At 74.3% G+C, this 15,493-nt stretch carries 13 protein-coding genes and 1 tRNA gene; 10 read left to right on the top strand and 4 right to left on the bottom strand.

All coding sequences use genetic code 11. The features are described 5' to 3' along the window. Window positions 1–2 precede the first annotated feature (2 nt). On the bottom strand, window positions 3–1,094 hold the full coding sequence (gene thrC, locus NP075_RS05410; protein WP_227564278.1) for a threonine synthase: 1,092 nt from the start codon (window positions 1,092–1,094) through the stop codon (window positions 3–5). 33 nt (window positions 1,095–1,127) lie between these two features. Next, on the bottom strand, window positions 1,128–2,444 hold the full coding sequence (locus tag NP075_RS05405) for a homoserine dehydrogenase (protein ID WP_227564277.1): 1,317 nt from the start codon (window positions 2,442–2,444) through the stop codon (window positions 1,128–1,130). 250 nt (window positions 2,445–2,694) lie between these two features. Between NP075_RS05405 and NP075_RS05400 the strand changes: the two genes are divergently transcribed. Further along, window positions 2,695–3,366 (top strand): biliverdin-producing heme oxygenase, encoded by a 672-nt coding sequence (locus NP075_RS05400; RefSeq protein WP_227564276.1) that lies wholly within the window; start codon window positions 2,695–2,697, stop codon window positions 3,364–3,366. Between the two features lie 22 nt (window positions 3,367–3,388). Here the strand turns inward: NP075_RS05400 and lysA are convergent, their stop codons facing one another. Beyond that, on the bottom strand, window positions 3,389–4,771 hold the full coding sequence (gene lysA, locus NP075_RS05395; RefSeq protein ID WP_227564275.1) for a diaminopimelate decarboxylase: 1,383 nt from the start codon (window positions 4,769–4,771) through the stop codon (window positions 3,389–3,391). Continuing rightward, window positions 4,768–6,450 carry an arginine--tRNA ligase gene (gene argS, locus NP075_RS05390; protein ID WP_227564274.1) on the bottom strand — a complete coding sequence of 561 codons (1,683 nt, stop codon included), beginning with the start codon at window positions 6,448–6,450 and terminating at the stop codon, window positions 4,768–4,770. Before argS ends, lysA begins: the two co-directional genes overlap by 4 nt. Before the next feature lie 213 nt (window positions 6,451–6,663). Between argS and NP075_RS05385 the strand changes: the two genes are divergently transcribed. The 9 genes from NP075_RS05385 (at window position 6,664) to NP075_RS05345 (ending at window position 15,484) form a co-directional block, all read left to right on the top strand. Beyond that, on the top strand, window positions 6,664–7,317 hold the full coding sequence (locus tag NP075_RS05385; RefSeq protein WP_227564273.1) for a FadR/GntR family transcriptional regulator: 654 nt from the start codon (window positions 6,664–6,666) through the stop codon (window positions 7,315–7,317). A 96-nt stretch (window positions 7,318–7,413) separates the two neighbouring features. After that, window positions 7,414–7,486, top strand: a tRNA-Arg gene (locus NP075_RS05380). A 145-nt stretch (window positions 7,487–7,631) separates the two neighbouring features. Beyond that, on the top strand, window positions 7,632–8,159 hold the full coding sequence (locus NP075_RS05375; RefSeq protein ID WP_227564272.1) for a hypothetical protein: 528 nt from the start codon (window positions 7,632–7,634) through the stop codon (window positions 8,157–8,159). 139 nt (window positions 8,160–8,298) lie between these two features. Then, on the top strand, window positions 8,299–8,997 hold the full coding sequence (locus tag NP075_RS05370) for a DUF4178 domain-containing protein (protein WP_227564271.1): 699 nt from the start codon (window positions 8,299–8,301) through the stop codon (window positions 8,995–8,997). 105 nt (window positions 8,998–9,102) lie between these two features. Further along, window positions 9,103–10,254 carry an AI-2E family transporter gene (locus NP075_RS05365; protein WP_227564270.1) on the top strand — a complete coding sequence of 384 codons (1,152 nt, stop codon included), beginning with the start codon at window positions 9,103–9,105 and terminating at the stop codon, window positions 10,252–10,254. A gap of 193 nt (window positions 10,255–10,447) precedes the next feature. Further along, complete coding sequence (adhE, locus tag NP075_RS05360) at window positions 10,448–13,201, top strand: bifunctional acetaldehyde-CoA/alcohol dehydrogenase (protein ID WP_227564269.1); 2,754 nt, start codon at window positions 10,448–10,450, stop codon at window positions 13,199–13,201. Window positions 13,202–13,405: 204 nt separating this feature from the next. Further along, window positions 13,406–13,975, top strand: coding sequence for a hypothetical protein (locus tag NP075_RS05355; RefSeq protein WP_227564268.1), 570 nt, complete (start codon window positions 13,406–13,408; stop codon window positions 13,973–13,975). Between the two features lie 149 nt (window positions 13,976–14,124). Further along, window positions 14,125–14,250, top strand: a complete 126-nt coding sequence (locus NP075_RS05350) for a molybdopterin oxidoreductase (protein ID WP_227564267.1) — start codon at window positions 14,125–14,127, stop codon at window positions 14,248–14,250. Between the two features lie 25 nt (window positions 14,251–14,275). Then, a complete protein-coding gene (locus NP075_RS05345; protein ID WP_227564266.1) occupies window positions 14,276–15,484 on the top strand; it encodes a pyridoxal phosphate-dependent aminotransferase in 1,209 nt (402 codons plus the stop codon). Window positions 15,485–15,493 lie beyond the last annotated feature (9 nt).

Below are 15,493 nucleotides of genomic sequence, written 5' to 3'. Positions count from 1 at the left end.
GCTCAGGCCAGGCCGAGCGCGTCGGCGATCGACACGACGTCGGCCGTCACGCGCACGGGCTGCACCTCGCTGCCGTCGGCGGTGCGCAGTGCCCACTGCGGGTCCTTCAGCCCGTGGCCCGTGACGGTCACGACGATCCGCGCGCCGGCGGGCACCAGGCCGCGCTCGGCACGCGCGAGCAGCCCGGCGACGCCCGCGGCGGAGGCCGGCTCGACGAACACGCCGACCTCGGCGGACAGGACGCGGTGCGCCGCGAGGATCTGCTCGTCGGTGACGGACTCGATGACACCGCCCGACACGTCGCGCGCCTCCTCCGCCTGCTGCCAGGACGCGGGGTTGCCGATGCGGATGGCCGTCGCGATGGTCTCGGGGTCGTCGACGGGGTAGCCGAGCACGATCGGCGCCGCGCCGGCGGCCTGGAAGCCCCACACGGCGGGCGTCCGGGTCGCGACGGCGGGCAGGCCGGCCCCGGCGTCGAGCCCGGCGTACTCGCGGTAGCCCTTCCAGTAGGCCGTGATGTTCCCGGCGTTGCCCACGGGCAGGCAGTGGATGTCCGGGGCGTCGCCGAGCGCGTCGACGACCTCGAACGCCGCCGTCTTCTGCCCCTCGATGCGGTCGGGGTTGACGGAGTTCACCAGCTCGACGGGGTACGCCTCGGCGAGCTTGCGGGCCGCGATCAGGCAGTCGTCGAAGTTGCCGTCGACCTGCAGCAGCCGCGCACCGTGGGCGATCGCCTGGCTGAGCTTGCCCATCGCGATCTTGCCGTCGGGCACGAGGACGGCGCACACCATGCCCGCGCGCGTCGCGTAGGCGGCGGCGGACGCGGACGTGTTGCCGGTCGACGCGCACACCACGGCCTTGGCGCCGCGGGCGGCGGCGGCGGAGATGGCCGTCGTCATGCCGCGGTCCTTGAAGGACGCCGTCGGGTTCATGCCCTCGACCTTGACGTGCACGTCGGCGCCCGTGAGGGCCGACAGCGCCGGGGCGGGCACGAGCGGCGTGCCGCCCTCCCCCAGCGTGACGACGCGCTGCTGGACGTGGGCGGGCAGACGGTCGGCGTACTCGGCGATGACGCCGCGCCACTGGTGGGCCATGGGGTTCGTTCCTCGCGTGGGTGGGTGGTCGGTTCAGAGCACGGGCAGCACGGACACGACGCGTCGCACGACGTCGAGCGCCGCGACCGCGTCGACCGTCGCGCGCAGCGCGTGCTCCGGTGCGGTGTGCGTCGTGATGACGAGGGTGGCCGACGCGTCGTCGCCGGCGACCTGCAGGGTCTGGCGCACCGACTCGACGGACACGTCCTGCGCGGCGAGCTCGGCGGCGACGCGGGCCAGCACGCCGGGCCGGTCGTCGACCAGCAGGCGCACCTGGTAGCGGGAGCGCGCCTGCCCGCCGTCGAGCACGGGCAGGTCGGCGTGCGACGACTCGACGGGCCCCTTGCCGCCGAGCACCCGGTGCCGGGCCACGGACACCAGGTCGCCGAGCACGGCGGACGACGTCGGGGCGCCGCCCGCGCCGCGGCCGTAGAACATGAGCTCTCCCGCGGCCTCGGCCTCGACGAACACCGCGTTGAAGGCCTGCCGGACGCCGGCGAGCGGGTGCTCGGCGGGCACGAGCGTGGGGCGCACCCGCACGAGTACGCCGTCACGCCCCTCGGCGGACGTGGCGCGCTCGGCGACGGCGAGGAGCTTCAGGACGTGCCCCGTGCGGCCGGCCCACGTGACGTCGTCCGCGGTCAGCGCCGTGATGCCGGCGCGGTCGACGTCGTCCAGCGCGACGCGGGTGTGGAAGGCCAGCGACGCGAGGATGGCCGCCTTCGCGGCGGCGTCGAACCCCTCGACGTCGGCGGTGGGGTCCGCCTCCGCGTAGCCGAGCGCCTGCGCCTGGGCGACCGCCTCCTCGAGGCCGAGCCCTGCCGTCGTCATGGCGTCGAGGACGTAGTTGGTCGTGCCGTTGACGATCCCCACCACGCGCTGCACCGTGTCGCCCGCGAGCGACTCGCGCACGGGACGCACGATCGGGATCGCGCCGGCGACCGCGGCCTCGAAGTACAGGTCGACACCGGCGGCGTCGGCGGCCGCGTACAGCGTGGGCCCGTCCTGCGCGAGCAGCGCCTTGTTGGCGGTGACGACGGACGCGCCGTGCTCGACGGCACGCAGCACGAGCGCGCGGGCCGGTTCCACGCCGCCCATCAGCTCGACGACGACGTCGGCCTTCGTGACGAGCGACTCGGCGTCCGTGGTCAGCAGCGAGCGGTCGACCACCGGGTCGCGCTCGGCGTCGAGCGAGCGGACCGCGACGCCGACGAGCTCGAGCCGGGCGCCGACGCGCGCGGCGAGCTCCTCGCCCTCCGTGACCAGCCGGCGCACGACCTCCGTGCCGACGACTCCGCAGCCGAGGACGGCGACGCGCAGGGGCGGGAGGGTGCCGGGGGTGAGGGCCACGCAGGTGCCTTCCGAGCGGGGCGGTCGACGGTGCCGCCGGGTGGGACGTCGGACCGGGCGCGGCGCGGGCCGGCACGGTCGCCGCCCAGGATAGGGCGGACCCGGGCCGTGCAGGCGCTACCGTCCGGGCTGCGGGCGCATCCCACCAGGACGGCGGTCTTGTGAGGCTGACCTCACCGGGCCTACGGTGAGCGTGCTGACAGAGTGTCAGCAACATCGTCGTCCTCGACCGCAACACCGGGAGCACCGCATGACCGCCACGACCGAGCAGGTCCTCGACCCGGCGCCCGACGTCCCGCTGTCCGCGGCCCTGCGCACCGGGACGCGGGAGGACCACGAGGCCGCCGAGCGCTCGACCTTCGTCGAGCGCCTGGTCGACGGCTCCCTGCCGCTCGCCGGGTACGTGGACCTCGCCGCCCAGCAGCACGCCGTCTACGTCGCGCTGGAGGCGGCCGGCGAGCGGCTCGCCGCCGCCGGGACCGACGGCGACCTGGTGTTCGCCGAGCTGGTGCGGGTGCCCGCCATCGAGGCGGACCTGGCCCACCTGCTCGGCGACGACTGGCGCACGCGGGCGCGCGTGCTGCCCGCCACGGCCGCCTACGTCGCGCGGCTCGACGCCGTCGGCGACGACCTGCCCCGCTACGCCGCGCACGCGTACACGCGCTATCTCGGGGACCTGTCCGGCGGGCAGGTGCTCAAGCGCATGATCGAGCGCCACCACGGCCTGCGCGGCGACGGCGTGTCCTTCTACGACTTCCCGCAGATCCACAAGCTCAAGCCGTTCAAGGACGTCTACCGGGAGCGGCTCGACGCGCTGGCGCTGACGCCCGCGCAGCGCGCGGACGTCGTCGCCGAGGCGCGCGTCGCGTTCCGGCTGAACCGTGCGGTGTTCGCGGACCTCGCGGCGGCGCACGGCCTGTGACGCCGGCCGTGCCGCGCGCCGGTCAGGTGGCGCAGACGTCCAGCGCCAGCAGGTCGTCCACCGTCTCGCGGCGCACGAGCACCCGCGACTCCCCCGCCGTCACCGCGACCACCGGTGGCCGCGTCAGCAGGTTGTAGTTCGACGCCATCGACCGGCCGTAGGCGCCCGTCGCGGCCACGGCCAGCAGGTCGCCCGCCCGCACGTCGCCCGGCAGCAGCACCTCGTGGACCACGATGTCGCCGCTCTCGCAGTGCTTGCCGACGACACGCGCCAGCACCCGCTCGGCGTCCGACGCCCGTGAGACGACGTCCGCGTGGTACTGCGCGCCGTACAGCGCGGGACGGATGTTGTCGCTCATGCCGCCGTCGACGGAGACGTACGTGCGCACGCGCCCGTCGTCGAGGCGGACCGGCTTGACCGTGCCGACCGTGTACAGCGTCAGCCCCGCCGGGCCGACGATCGCGCGACCGGGCTCGATCGACAGACGGGGCAGCGGCGTGCCCAGCTCGCGCGCCGCGTCGGCGACGGCCTGCGCGACCTCCTTCGCGATGCGGTCGGGGTCGAGCGGGACGCCCCCCGGCAGGTACGCGATGCCGTAGCCGCCGCCGAGGTCGACCTCGTCGACGAGCACGCCCGCCCGGTCCCGCAACCTCGCCCGCAGCTCGAGCACGCGGTGCGCCGCGACCGCGAACCCCGAGGAGTCGAGGATCTGCGAGCCGATGTGCGAGTGGATGCCGAGCAGGTGCAGCTCGGGGTGGTCGAGCACCCGCAGCAGCGCGGTCAGCGCAGGGCTGTCGCCGCCGTCCGGACCCGCCGCCAGGGACAGCCCGAACTTCTGGTCCTCGTGGGCCGTCGAGATGAACTCGTGCCCGCCGGCGTGCACGCCGGTCGTGACGCGGACCATCACCGGCGCCGGCGCGCCCCCGGCCCCGCGGTGGTCCCGCACGAGCGCGGCGAGGCGGTCCACCTCGACGAGCGAGTCGACGATGATCCGTCCGACGCCCGCGTCGAGCGCAGCACGCAGCTCGTCGTCGGACTTGTTGTTGCCGTGCAGGCCCAGGTGCTCGCCCGGGACGCCGGCCGCGAGCGCGACGGCGAGCTCGCCGCCGCTGGCGGTGTCGACGCGCAGACCCTCCTCGTGCACCCAGCGCGCCACGGCGCGCGTGAGGAGCGCCTTGCCCGCGTAGTACACGTCGACGCCCGTGCCGACCTGCGCGCACGCCGCCTCGAACGCCTCGCGGTAGCCGCGCGCACGGGCCCGCAGGTCGGCCTCGTCGACGACGTACGCCGGTGTCCCGTGGGCGGCCGCGAGGTCGCGCACGTCGACGCCCGCCACCCGCACGGCACCGTCGGCGCCGCGCACGGCACCGGACGACCAGGGCAGGCCGAGCGGCCCGGCGGTCACATCCGCTCCGGCGCGCTCACCCCGAGCATGCCGAGCGCGTTCGCGAGCACCTGGCGCGTCGCGTCGTTGAGCCACAGGCGCGTGCGGTGCGCGTCGGTGACCTCCTCCTCGCCCCACGGCACCACGCGCCGCTTCTGGTCGTACCACTTGTGGTACGCGCCGGCGACGTCCTCGGCGTAGCGGGCGACGCGGTGCGGCTCGCGCAGGTCGGCCGCCTGCGCGACGATCCGCGGCAGCTCCGCGAGCAGGCCCAGCAGCACGGCCTCGGACTCGTGGTCGAGCGTCGACCCGTCGAACCCGTCCTCACGGCGCACGCCGGACTCGGCGGCGTTGCGCGCGACGGCCGCCGTGCGCGCGTGCGCGTACTGCACGTAGTAGACCGGGTTCTCGTTGGTCGCCTTCGCGAGCAGGTCGAGGTCCAGGTCGATCTGCTGGTCCGACGACGAGCGCGACAGCGCGTAGCGCGCGGCGTCGACGCCGACGGCCTCGACCAGGTCGTCGATCGTGATGATCGTGCCCGCGCGCTTCGACATGCGCACCGGCTCCCCGTCCTTGACGAGGTTCACGAGCTGGCCGATGAGGATCTCGAGGTTCACGTGCGGGGTGTCCCCGAACGCCGCGCACACGGCCATCATGCGACCCACGTACCCGTGGTGGTCCGAGCCCAGCATGATGACGACGCGGTCGAAGCCGCGCTCGCGCTTGTCGAGGTAGTAGGCGATGTCGCCGGCGATGTAGGCGGCCTGACCGTCGGACTTGATGACGACGCGGTCCTTGTCGTCCCCGAAGTCCGTGGTCCGCAGCCACAGCGCGCCGTCGGCCTCGAACATGTGGCCGGACTCGCGCAGGCGCGCCACCGCGCGGTCCACGGCACCGGACTCGTGCAGCGAGTCCTCGTGGAAGTACACGTCGAAGTCGACGCCGAAGTCGTGCAGCGACTGGCGGATCTCGCCGAACATCAGCTCGACGCCGCGGGCGCGGAACGCCTCGCGCGCCTCGTCGTCCGGGAGCGTGCGCGGGTCCGGCTCACCGGCCGCGAGCGCGTCGGCGATCACCTGGTCCGCGATCTCGGCGATGTACTGGCCGCCGTAGCCGTCCTCGGGGGCCTCCTCGCCGCGGGCGCGGGCCAGGAGGGACCGCGCGAAGCGGTCGATCTGCGCGCCGTGGTCGTTGAAGTAGTACTCGCGCGTGACGTCGGCGCCGGACGCGGTCAGCACGCGGGCGAGCGCGTCGCCGACCGCCGCCCAGCGCACGCCGCCGATGTGCAGCGGACCCGTGGGGTTGGCCGAGACGAACTCGAGGTTGACCTTGAGGCCTGCGAACGTCTCGTTGGTCCCGTAGTCGGCACCCTGCTCGACGATGCCGCGCGCGAGCTCTCCGGCGGCGGCCGCGTCGAGGCGGATGTTGAGGAACCCGGGTCCCGCGATCTCGACGGCCGCGATGCCGGGGACGTCCGCCAGACGGCGCGCGAGCTCCTCGGCGAAGGCGCGCGGGTTGACGCCGGCCTTCTTCGCGAGCTGCAGCGCGACGTTCGTCGACCAGTCGCCGTGCTCGCGCTGGCGGGGTCGCTCGATGTGCACACGGGCCGGGATCGCGGCCGGGTCGAGGGCGAACGTGCCGTCGTCGACGGCGTGCACGAGAGCGCCGCGCAGTGCGTCGGCGAGCTGATCGGGAGTCACGGTTCCAGGGTAGGGGACGGCGACGAGCGGCCCGCCACGTGAGTCCCGGCCGGGACCTGCGCGCTCCTGCCGCACCGGGCACGACACACCCGGGGTGCCAGCCCGTGGGACTGGTCGTCCGGTCGTCGGACGTGTTGACTCGGGCGAGGGGCACCGTGGCCGTCGGGTCGGCGGGTGCACGCCCTGCCGACGACGACGAGGAGACCACCACCCATGGCGCGACGCACCGGACTGATCGACACCGCCGTCGAGGCGTTGCGGTCACGCATCGGCTCGGGCGAGTGGGCCGTCGGGTCCCGGATCCCGCCGGAGCCGTCCCTGGTGGAGCTGCTGGGCGTCGGGCGCAACACCGTCCGGGAGGCGGTGCAGTCGCTGGTCCACGCCGGGCTGCTCGAGCGCCGGCAGGGCTCGGGGACGTACGTGCTGTCGTCCTCCGAGCTGGCCGTGACCATGGGCCGGCAGATCGCCGACGCCCGCCAGCGCGACGTCGTCTCCGTGCGCCGCGCCCTGGAGATGGAGGCGGCCCGCCTGGCCGCCCGCCGCCGCACCGCCGACGACGCGTCCGACCTGCTCGCCAAGCGCGACGCACGGGCTCGCGCGTACGACGGGGGCGTCCTCGACGAGATGGTCGCGAGCGACCTCGAGCTGCACCGCTCGATCGTGCGCACGGCCGGCAACCCCGTGCTGCGGTCCCTGTACGACAACCTCATCGAGGCCATCGGCGACAACATCCGGTTCAACTTCGTCACCGACGCGCACGCGGCCGACGCGCACGACACGCTCATCGAGGCCATCGTGGCCGGCGACCCGGAGCGCGCCGCGGCCGAGACGAGCGGGTACCTGTCGGGACTGCTCGAGGACGGCTGACGCCCCCGCGGACGCTCCGTCGGCGGCGTCCCGGAGGCCACCTCGCGCGCGTGGCTGGACCGGCGCGCGTGTGCTGGTAGTGTCGGTGACCGCCGCGCGCCCGTAGCTCAGTGGATAGAGCGTCTGCCTCCGGAGCAGAAGGTCGAAGGTTCGAATCCTTTCGGGCGCACCCCGCACGGCCCCCTCACCGCAACGGTGAGGGGGCCGTCGCCGTCCCGGGGGCGGTTCCGGACCGGGACGCGCCACGGCCCGCCGCGCACGACCCGGGACCAACGGCCGCGGCGCCGGGCCCCGCGCGCGAGGACCGTGGGGTCATGACCGCGATGGTGGTGTTCGAGTCCATGTTCGGCGGCACCCAGGCGGTCGCCGAGGCGGTGGCGGCCGGCGTGGCGTCGTGCGGCCTGCCGGTCGACGTCGTCGAGGTCGGCCGAGCCGTGGGCGTCGGGGACCGTCCCCCGTGGCACGCGCCGGACCTCCTCCTGCTGGCCGTGGGCGGCCCGACCCACCTGGGGGGTATGAGCACCAACGGCTCGCGCACGCAGGCGCGCACGCACGGGCCGACGGTCTCGGGGCTCACCGGCCTGGACCGGTGGTTCGACGCCTCGCCGCACCTGCGCCCCGGCACCCCTGTCGCCGCCTTCGACACGGCCTGGGGCACGCAGGACGGCGGCTCGGCCGCCCGGACCATCGCCACGCGGCTGGAGTCGTTGCGGGGCCGCCTGGTCGCCCCGCCGGCCTCGTTCGTCGTCACCGGCACGACCACCGGCCCGACGGACGCGGAGCTCGAGCGTGCCTTCGACTGGGGGACGTCGCTGGTCTCGGTCAGGCCGCCGACGGGGTGAATCCGCAGGCGGGAGGGCCGTCGCCTGGTTACCGTGGCGGCTCCCACCCCCGGAGGTACGCCGTGATCCCCCGCTGCTGCGACGGTCCCGCCGGCGCCGTCCCCGTCGACGTGCGCCGCCTCCCGCAGGGGTGCCGCCGGTGGTGATGGTCCGCGCCGGGCAGCCGATCCCGCGGACCCGCGTCCGCGTGGGCCGCACGCTGGGACGACGCGACGGGTGGCAGGCCGTCGCCCGCGGCTGCGTCACGCTGCAGGAGGGCGACGCCGCGACACCGGTCCGGAACGCCTGGGAGGAGTGGCACCTGCGCGACGCGCAGGACGTCGACCACCGCCTCGCCTACCACTACGGGACCGGAGCGGTGATGCTGTCCCGGGTCGAGCAGGTCCCCGAGCCCCTCGACCCCCGCGCGCTGCGGGCGGGCGAGGAGGTCGTCGTCACGCTCGACGGACGGCCCCAGCGCCTGCGGGTCGACAGAGCGGCGGTCGCGGAGGTCTTCCACGTCGTCGGGGAGCCCACGCCCCCGCTGCGGGTGGGCGACCCGGTCGCGCACGCCGAGCTGCACGGGCCGGACGTCGTGCTCACGGTGCAGGACGCCGGACGCGGCGTCGAGGTCCACCGCGGCACGGTGCTGGACAAGTGGGAGCAGAAGGCGGTGCTGGGCCGGGACGTGGGGCCCCGCATGAACCGCTTCCTGGTGGTCGCGGGCTGGGCGGCCGTGTTCGTGCTGCTGTTCAACCTGCTGAACGCCTGCATGCCCGACGACCTCAGGGTCGGCGCGGCCGGAGCCGTCCGCGCGGTGGTCGTCCCCGCCGCAGCCGGCCAGGTCCCGACCGGCTGACGGTCGCGCCGGCCGCGCACCCCCCTGCTTCGACGCGCGACCGGACCCCCCGCCCCCTAGCGTCTGTCCCGCCGGACGCCGCCGGCCACCACCAGGAGGACATCGATGGGTCTGTTCGGTCGCCGCCACTCCCCGCTGCGGGTCGAGGCGCCCCCGAGCCCGCCCCCGGCACCGGCGCCCACCGGCACGCTGTGGTCCGACGGTCTGGGACGGGTCGGCACCCGCTCGGTGCAGGTGCTGGCGGTCCTCGCCGTCGCCGCGGTGGTGGTGTTCGCCCTGACCCGGCTCACCCTGGTGGTCATCCCGGTGCTCATCGCGCTGGTGCTGGCGGCCGCGATCTCCCCGCTCGTCGGGGCGATGCGCCGCCGCGGGGTGCCGTCGATGCTCGCGACGTGGATCGCGCTGCTGGCGCTCGTGGCGCTGCTGGCGGGCGTCGTGTGGCTGGTGGTGCGGGCCGTCGCCGACCAGTGGGACGAGCTGTCGGAGCAGGCGCTCGACGGGTTCGACGAGCTGCAGACCCTGGTGCAGGGCCTGCCGTTCAACATCACCGCCGAGCAGCTCGACTCGGTGCGCGAGTCCGCGCTGGGTCTGCTGCAGTCCGACGCCGTGGGATCGGGCGCCGTCGCGGGCGTCTCGCAGACCGCCGACTTCGTCGCCGGGTTCTTCATCATGGTCGTGGTCCTGTTCTTCTTCCTCAAGGACGGGCCGAAGATCTGGGAGTTCCTGCTGCGGCCCTTCGAGGGCGAGCGCTACGAGCGGGGCCGGCGCGTGGGCGACGCGACCGTGCGGACGCTCGGCGGCTACGTGCGGGGCACCGCGATCATCGCGGCGGTCGACGCCGTCGGCATCGGGATCGGGCTGGCGCTCGTCGGCGTGCCGCTGGTCCTGCCGCTGTCGGTCCTGGTGTTCCTGCTCGCGTTCATCCCGCTGGTCGGCGCGACGCTGGCCGGCATCCTCGCCGCGCTGGTCGCGCTCGTCGCGGTCGGACCGGTCCAGGCGCTGGTCGTCGTCGGGATCGTCGTGCTGGTGAACCAGCTCGAGGGCGACTTCCTGCAGCCGGTCGTCATGGGCCGCTCGCTGCGGCTGCACCCGCTGGTCATCCTGTTCGCACTGACGGCGGGCACGGTGCTCGCCGGCGTCACCGGCGCCGTGCTGGCCGTGCCGATCGCGGCCTCCGTGTGGCGCTCGATCCAGGTGTGGGACGGCCCCGACCTGCCCGCGCGGTTCGCCCGCAAGAAGCGAGCCGAGACGGTCTGACCGCGCCGCGCCCGGCCGCCACGGCCGGGACGGACGTCCCGACCCCGACCCGTCAGGAGGCCGGAAAGCGGCGCGCGTCACACTCCGGGGACTTTCATCCCACGTTTTGCGCTCCCCCCTTCCCTAGCGTCGTGGACAGCGACGGACAGCCTCCAGCGTCCGCCCCCAGCCACCACTACCCGGGGAGTCGAAGGTGTCGGAGTCCATCAAGAAGAGCAGCCGCGCGAAGGCATCCGCCGACGCGCCCGCCGAGGTCCCCTCGGCCACCACCACCGGCACCGCGTTGGGGATCGACGACGGCGACGCCGTCGCGCAGGCCGTCGACGCGCTGGTCGCCAAGGCGACCAAGGCGCTGGCCCAGTTCGAGTCCATGACGCAGGAGGACGTCGACCGCTTCGTGAAGAAGGGCGCCGTCGCGGCCCTCGAGCAGCACGGGCACCTCGCCAAGCTCGCCGTCGACGAGACCGGCCGCGGCGTCTTCGAGGACAAGGCCGTGAAGAACATCTTCGCGTGCGAGCACGTCACCAACTCGATGGCGAACCTCAAGACGGTCGGCGTCATCAACGTCGACGAGCTCAACGGCATCACCGAGATCGCCGAGCCCGTCGGGGTGATCGCGGGCATCACGCCCGTCACCAACCCGACGTCGACCGCGATCTTCAAGTCGCTGATCTCGCTGAAGACCCGCAACCCGATCATCTTCGCCTTCCACCCCAACGCGCAGCAGTGCTCCGTGGCCGCAGCCCGCATCGTGCGCGACGCCGCGGTGGCGGCCGGCGCTCCCGAGGACTGCATCCAGTGGGTCGAGACGCCGTCGCTCGCCGCGACCGGCGCCCTCATGAACCACCCGGGGGTCGCCACGATCCTCGCCACCGGCGGCAACGCGATGGTCAAGGCCGCGTACTCGTGCGGCAAGCCCGCCCTGGGCGTCGGCGCCGGCAACGTGCCGGCGTACGTCGAGAAGTCCGCGAAGCTCGCCCGCGCGATCAACGACATCGTCCTGAGCAAGGCCTTCGACAACGGCGTCATCTGCGCCTCGGAGCAGGCCGCGATCCTCGACGACGAGATCTACGACGCCGCGATGACCGAGTTCGCCCGGCTGCACGCCTACCGGGCCACCCCGGCGGAGAAGGCGAAGCTCGAGCGCTTCATCTTCGGCGTCGAGGCCGGCGGCGAGAACTGCGGCGGTGCCAAGCTCAACCCCGCCGTCGTCGGCAAGTCGCCCGTCTGGATCGCCGAGCAGGCCGGGTTCACCGTCCCGGCGGACACGTCGATCATCCTGGCCGAGGTCTCCGGCGTCGGGCCGGACGAGCCGCTGACCCGCGAGAAGCTGTGCCCGGTGCTCGCGGTGCTGCGCGCCACCTCCACCGAGGAGGGCATCACCCTGGCCGAGCGCATGGTCGAGTTCGACGGCCTGGGCCACTCCGCCGCGATCCACACGCGGGACGACGCCCTGACGGTCGAGTTCGGCAAGCGCGTCAAGGCGATCCGCGTGATCTGCAACGCCCCGTCGTCGCTCGGCGGCATCGGTGACATCTACAACGCGTTCATCCCGTCGCTGACGCTGGGCTGCGGCTCCTACGGCCACAACTCGGTGTCGAACAACGTGTCGGCGGTGAACCTGATCAACGTCAAGCGCGTGGGCCGGAGGAACAACAACTTGCAGTGGTTCAAGGTCCCCGCCAAGACGTACTTCGAGCCGAACGCCATCCGCTACCTCGCGGACATGGCCGACGTCGAGCGCGTCACCATCGTCACGGACGCGACCATGACGACCCTCGGCTTCGTCGACAAGGTGCTCGACGTCCTGCGCCGCCGCGGCAACAACGTGGCCGTGCAGATCATCGACCAGGTCGAGCCGGAGCCGTCCGTCCGGACGGTCCAGGCGGGCGCGGCGCAGATGCGTCACTTCCGTCCCGACACGATCATCGCGCTGGGCGGCGGCTCGCCCATGGACGCCGCGAAGGTCATGTGGCTGCTGTACGAGCACCCGGAGATCGTGTTCTCCGACCTCAAGCAGAAGTTCTTCGACGTCCGCAAGCGTGCCTTCAAGTTCCCCGTGCTGGGTGACCTGGCCAAGCTCGTCTGCATCCCGACCACGTCGGGCACCGGCGCCGAGGTCACGCCGTTCGCGGTCATCTCCGACCCCGACGCGGGCAAGAAGTACCCGCTGGCGGACTACGCGCTGACGCCGACGGTCGCGATCATCGACCCGGTCCTCACCTCGAAGATGCCGCGCTCGCTGGCCGCGGACTCGGGCTTCGACGCCCTGACGCACGCCACCGAGGCGTTCGTGTCGGTCTACGCCAACGACTTCACCGACGGCATGGCGCTGCAGGCGATCCGGCTGATCTTCGACAACCTGGCGCAGTCGGTGAACGGCGACCCGGCGGACCCGGCCACGCAGGACGCCCGCGAGAAGATGCACAACGCCGGGACGATCGCCGGCATGGCGTTCGGCAACGCGTTCCTCGGCATCGTCCACGCGATGGCGCACGTCATCGGCTCGACGTACCACCTGGTGCACGGCCGCACGAACGCCACGCTGCTGCCGCACGTGATCCGCTACAACGGCACCGTCCCGACCAAGCTCACGAGCTGGCCGAAGTACGAGTCCTACGTCGCCCCGCAGCGGTTCCAGCAGATCGCGCAGCAGCTCGGCCTGCCGGCGTCGACGCCCGAGGAGGGTGTCGAGTCCTACGCGCTGGCCGTCGAGGCGCTGCGCGCCAAGGTCGGCATCCCGGCGTCGTTCCAGGCGCAGGGCGTCGACGAGCGGGAGTTCGTCGCACGGCTCGACGAGGTCGCCATGGGCGCCTACGAGGACCAGTGCGCACCGGCGAACCCGCGCATGCCGATGATCGACGACATGAAGGACATCATGACCGCGGCGTACTACGGCACGTCACTGGAGGACGTGCGTAGCGGCCGCGAGCGGGCGGGGGCCTGACCGACCTCCCCGACGGTCCAGCGCCCCCACGGGCGGCGCCCCCGTCACCGCTCCCGACGCCCCCGCCGGCACCGCCGGCGGGGGCGTCGCCGTCCCCGCCGGGCCCTCGTCCCCCGACGCGCGCGGACCGCCGACCCGGGGCAAACTGGGCGCCCGGTCCTCGCCGACCAGCCCGAGAACGTCCCCCGACCCGAGGAGATCCCCGTGGCAGCCCCCGGCACGCCCGCCCGTCCCCTGTCCGACTCCGCAGCGCCCGCACGCCGCCGCACACCGCACCTGCTCGCCGTGGCCGCCACGGCGGGCGTGCTCGCTCTCGGGCTGTCCGCCTGCACCGACGGCGACGTGCAGGGGGCCGCCGACGACGTCGCGAGCGCCGCGCAGGGCGCCGCCGACGAGCTGACGGCGGCCGGCGACAAGCTCCAGGGCGTGCTCGCCGACGCGCAGGCGCACGCCGACGAGGCGCGTGCGAGCGTCGACGAGGCCCGCGCGAGCCTCGCGGGGGTCGACGACGCGGCGCGCGCCGAGGCGGACGCCGCGGTGACGTCGGCGCAGGGTGCCGTGGACCGGGCGGAGCAGGCCCTGGAGCAGGCGAAGGCCGACGGCGCGGCGGCGTCGTCCCAGGCGCTGGCCGACGCCCAGGCCGAGGTCGACTCGGCACGCGCCCAGCTCGACGCGGCCGCGGCCGGGGCGGGCGACGAGGCCGGCGGGGCGCTGCAGACGCTGGGCCAGCACCTCGAGACGCTCGGCCAGGACCTGAAGACCGCGACGCAGTGACCGGGGCGCGACCTCCGCGGTGCGGCGGGGAGCCCCGCGGCTCCTCGCCGCGCCGCGCGCGGGGCGGGCCGCAGCCGGGCAGCGGGTGAAAAATGCGACCCGCCCCGGCGGACGTTGTCCGCAGCCCCGCACGTGCCGATCTTGAAGGCATGGCTGTTCGCACGCACACCCGCGAGGTGCGCCGTCACCACGCCGAGTGGTGGGTCGTCACGGCGTGGACCTCGCTCGCGCTGCTGGTGGTCAGCGGTCTGCTCGCTGCCGCCGGGGTGCTCTGACGGGCACGTCCCCTAGGCTCGCGCCGTGACCAGCAGGTGGCGCCAGGTGGCGCAGGCGGCGGGCCTGCTCGACCCCGACGGCACCGTCCGGGCGACGGTGTTCGCCGAGATGTCCGCGCTGGCCGCCCGCACGGGCGCGCTCAACCTCGGCCAGGGGTTCCCCGACGTCGACGGGCCGGCGCCCGTGGCGCGCGCGGCCGCCGACGCGATCCTCGCCGGCGTCAACCAGTACCCGCCGGGGCCGGGGATCGCACCGCTGCGGCAGGCCGTCGCGGCGCACCAGGCGCAGCGGTACGGGCTGCAGGTGGACCCGGACACGCAGGTGCTGGTCACCACCGGTGCGACGGAGGCGCTGGCCGCGGCGGTCCTCGCGCTCGCGTCGCCCGGTGACGAGGTGCTCACCCTCGAGCCGTTCTACGACTCGTACGCCGCGGTGGTCGCCCTCGCAGGCGCCACGCACACGACCGCGCCCCTCGTCCCGACGCCCGGCGGCTTCCGCCTCGACGTCGCGGCGCTCGAGCGCGCGGTCACCCCGCGCACGCGCCTGCTGCTGCTGAACTCCCCCCACAACCCGACGGGCGCGGTGCTGCGCCGCGAGGAGCTCGAGGCCGTCGCCCGGCTCGCGGTCGCGCACGACCTGCTGGTCGTCACCGACGAGGTCTACGAGCACCTCGTGTACGGGGTGGAGCACGTGCCCGTCGCGACGCTGCCGGGCATGGCCGGCCGGACGCTGACGATCTCGTCGAGCGGCAAGACGTTCTCGTTCACCGGCTGGAAGATCGGCTGGGTGAGCGGGCCTGCCGAGCTCGTCACGGCGGTCCGGACCGTCAAGCAGTTCCTCACGTACGTGTCGGGGGCGCCGTTCCAGCCGGCCGTGGCGCACGCCCTGACGGACCCCGCCGCCCTGGGGTGGGTGGACGGGCTCGTCGCGTCGCTCGCCGAGCGCCGCGACCTGCTGTGCGCGGGCCTGCGCGACGCCGGGTTCGACGTCGTCCGGCCCGACGGCACGTACTTCGTCCTCGCGGACGCCGCGCCGCTCGGCGCCCGGGACGGTGCGGACTTCTGCCGCGAGCTGCCCGGACGGGCCGGGGTCGTGGGGGTCCCCGTCAGCGCGTTCACCCGGGCCGGCTCACCGACGCACGACGCCCTGCGCACGTGGGTGCGGTTCACGTTCGTCAAGCGCCACGACGTCCTGGAGGACGCCGTCGGACGCCTGCGCGCCGCCTTCGCCTGACGCGGCACC

Source organism: Cellulomonas wangsupingiae, from assembly GCF_024508275.1.
Taxonomy (GTDB): Bacteria; Actinomycetota; Actinomycetes; order Actinomycetales; family Cellulomonadaceae; genus Cellulomonas; species Cellulomonas wangsupingiae.
The sequence above is the reverse complement of the archived record's forward strand: the minus strand, read 5'-3'. Positions and strand labels throughout refer to the sequence as shown.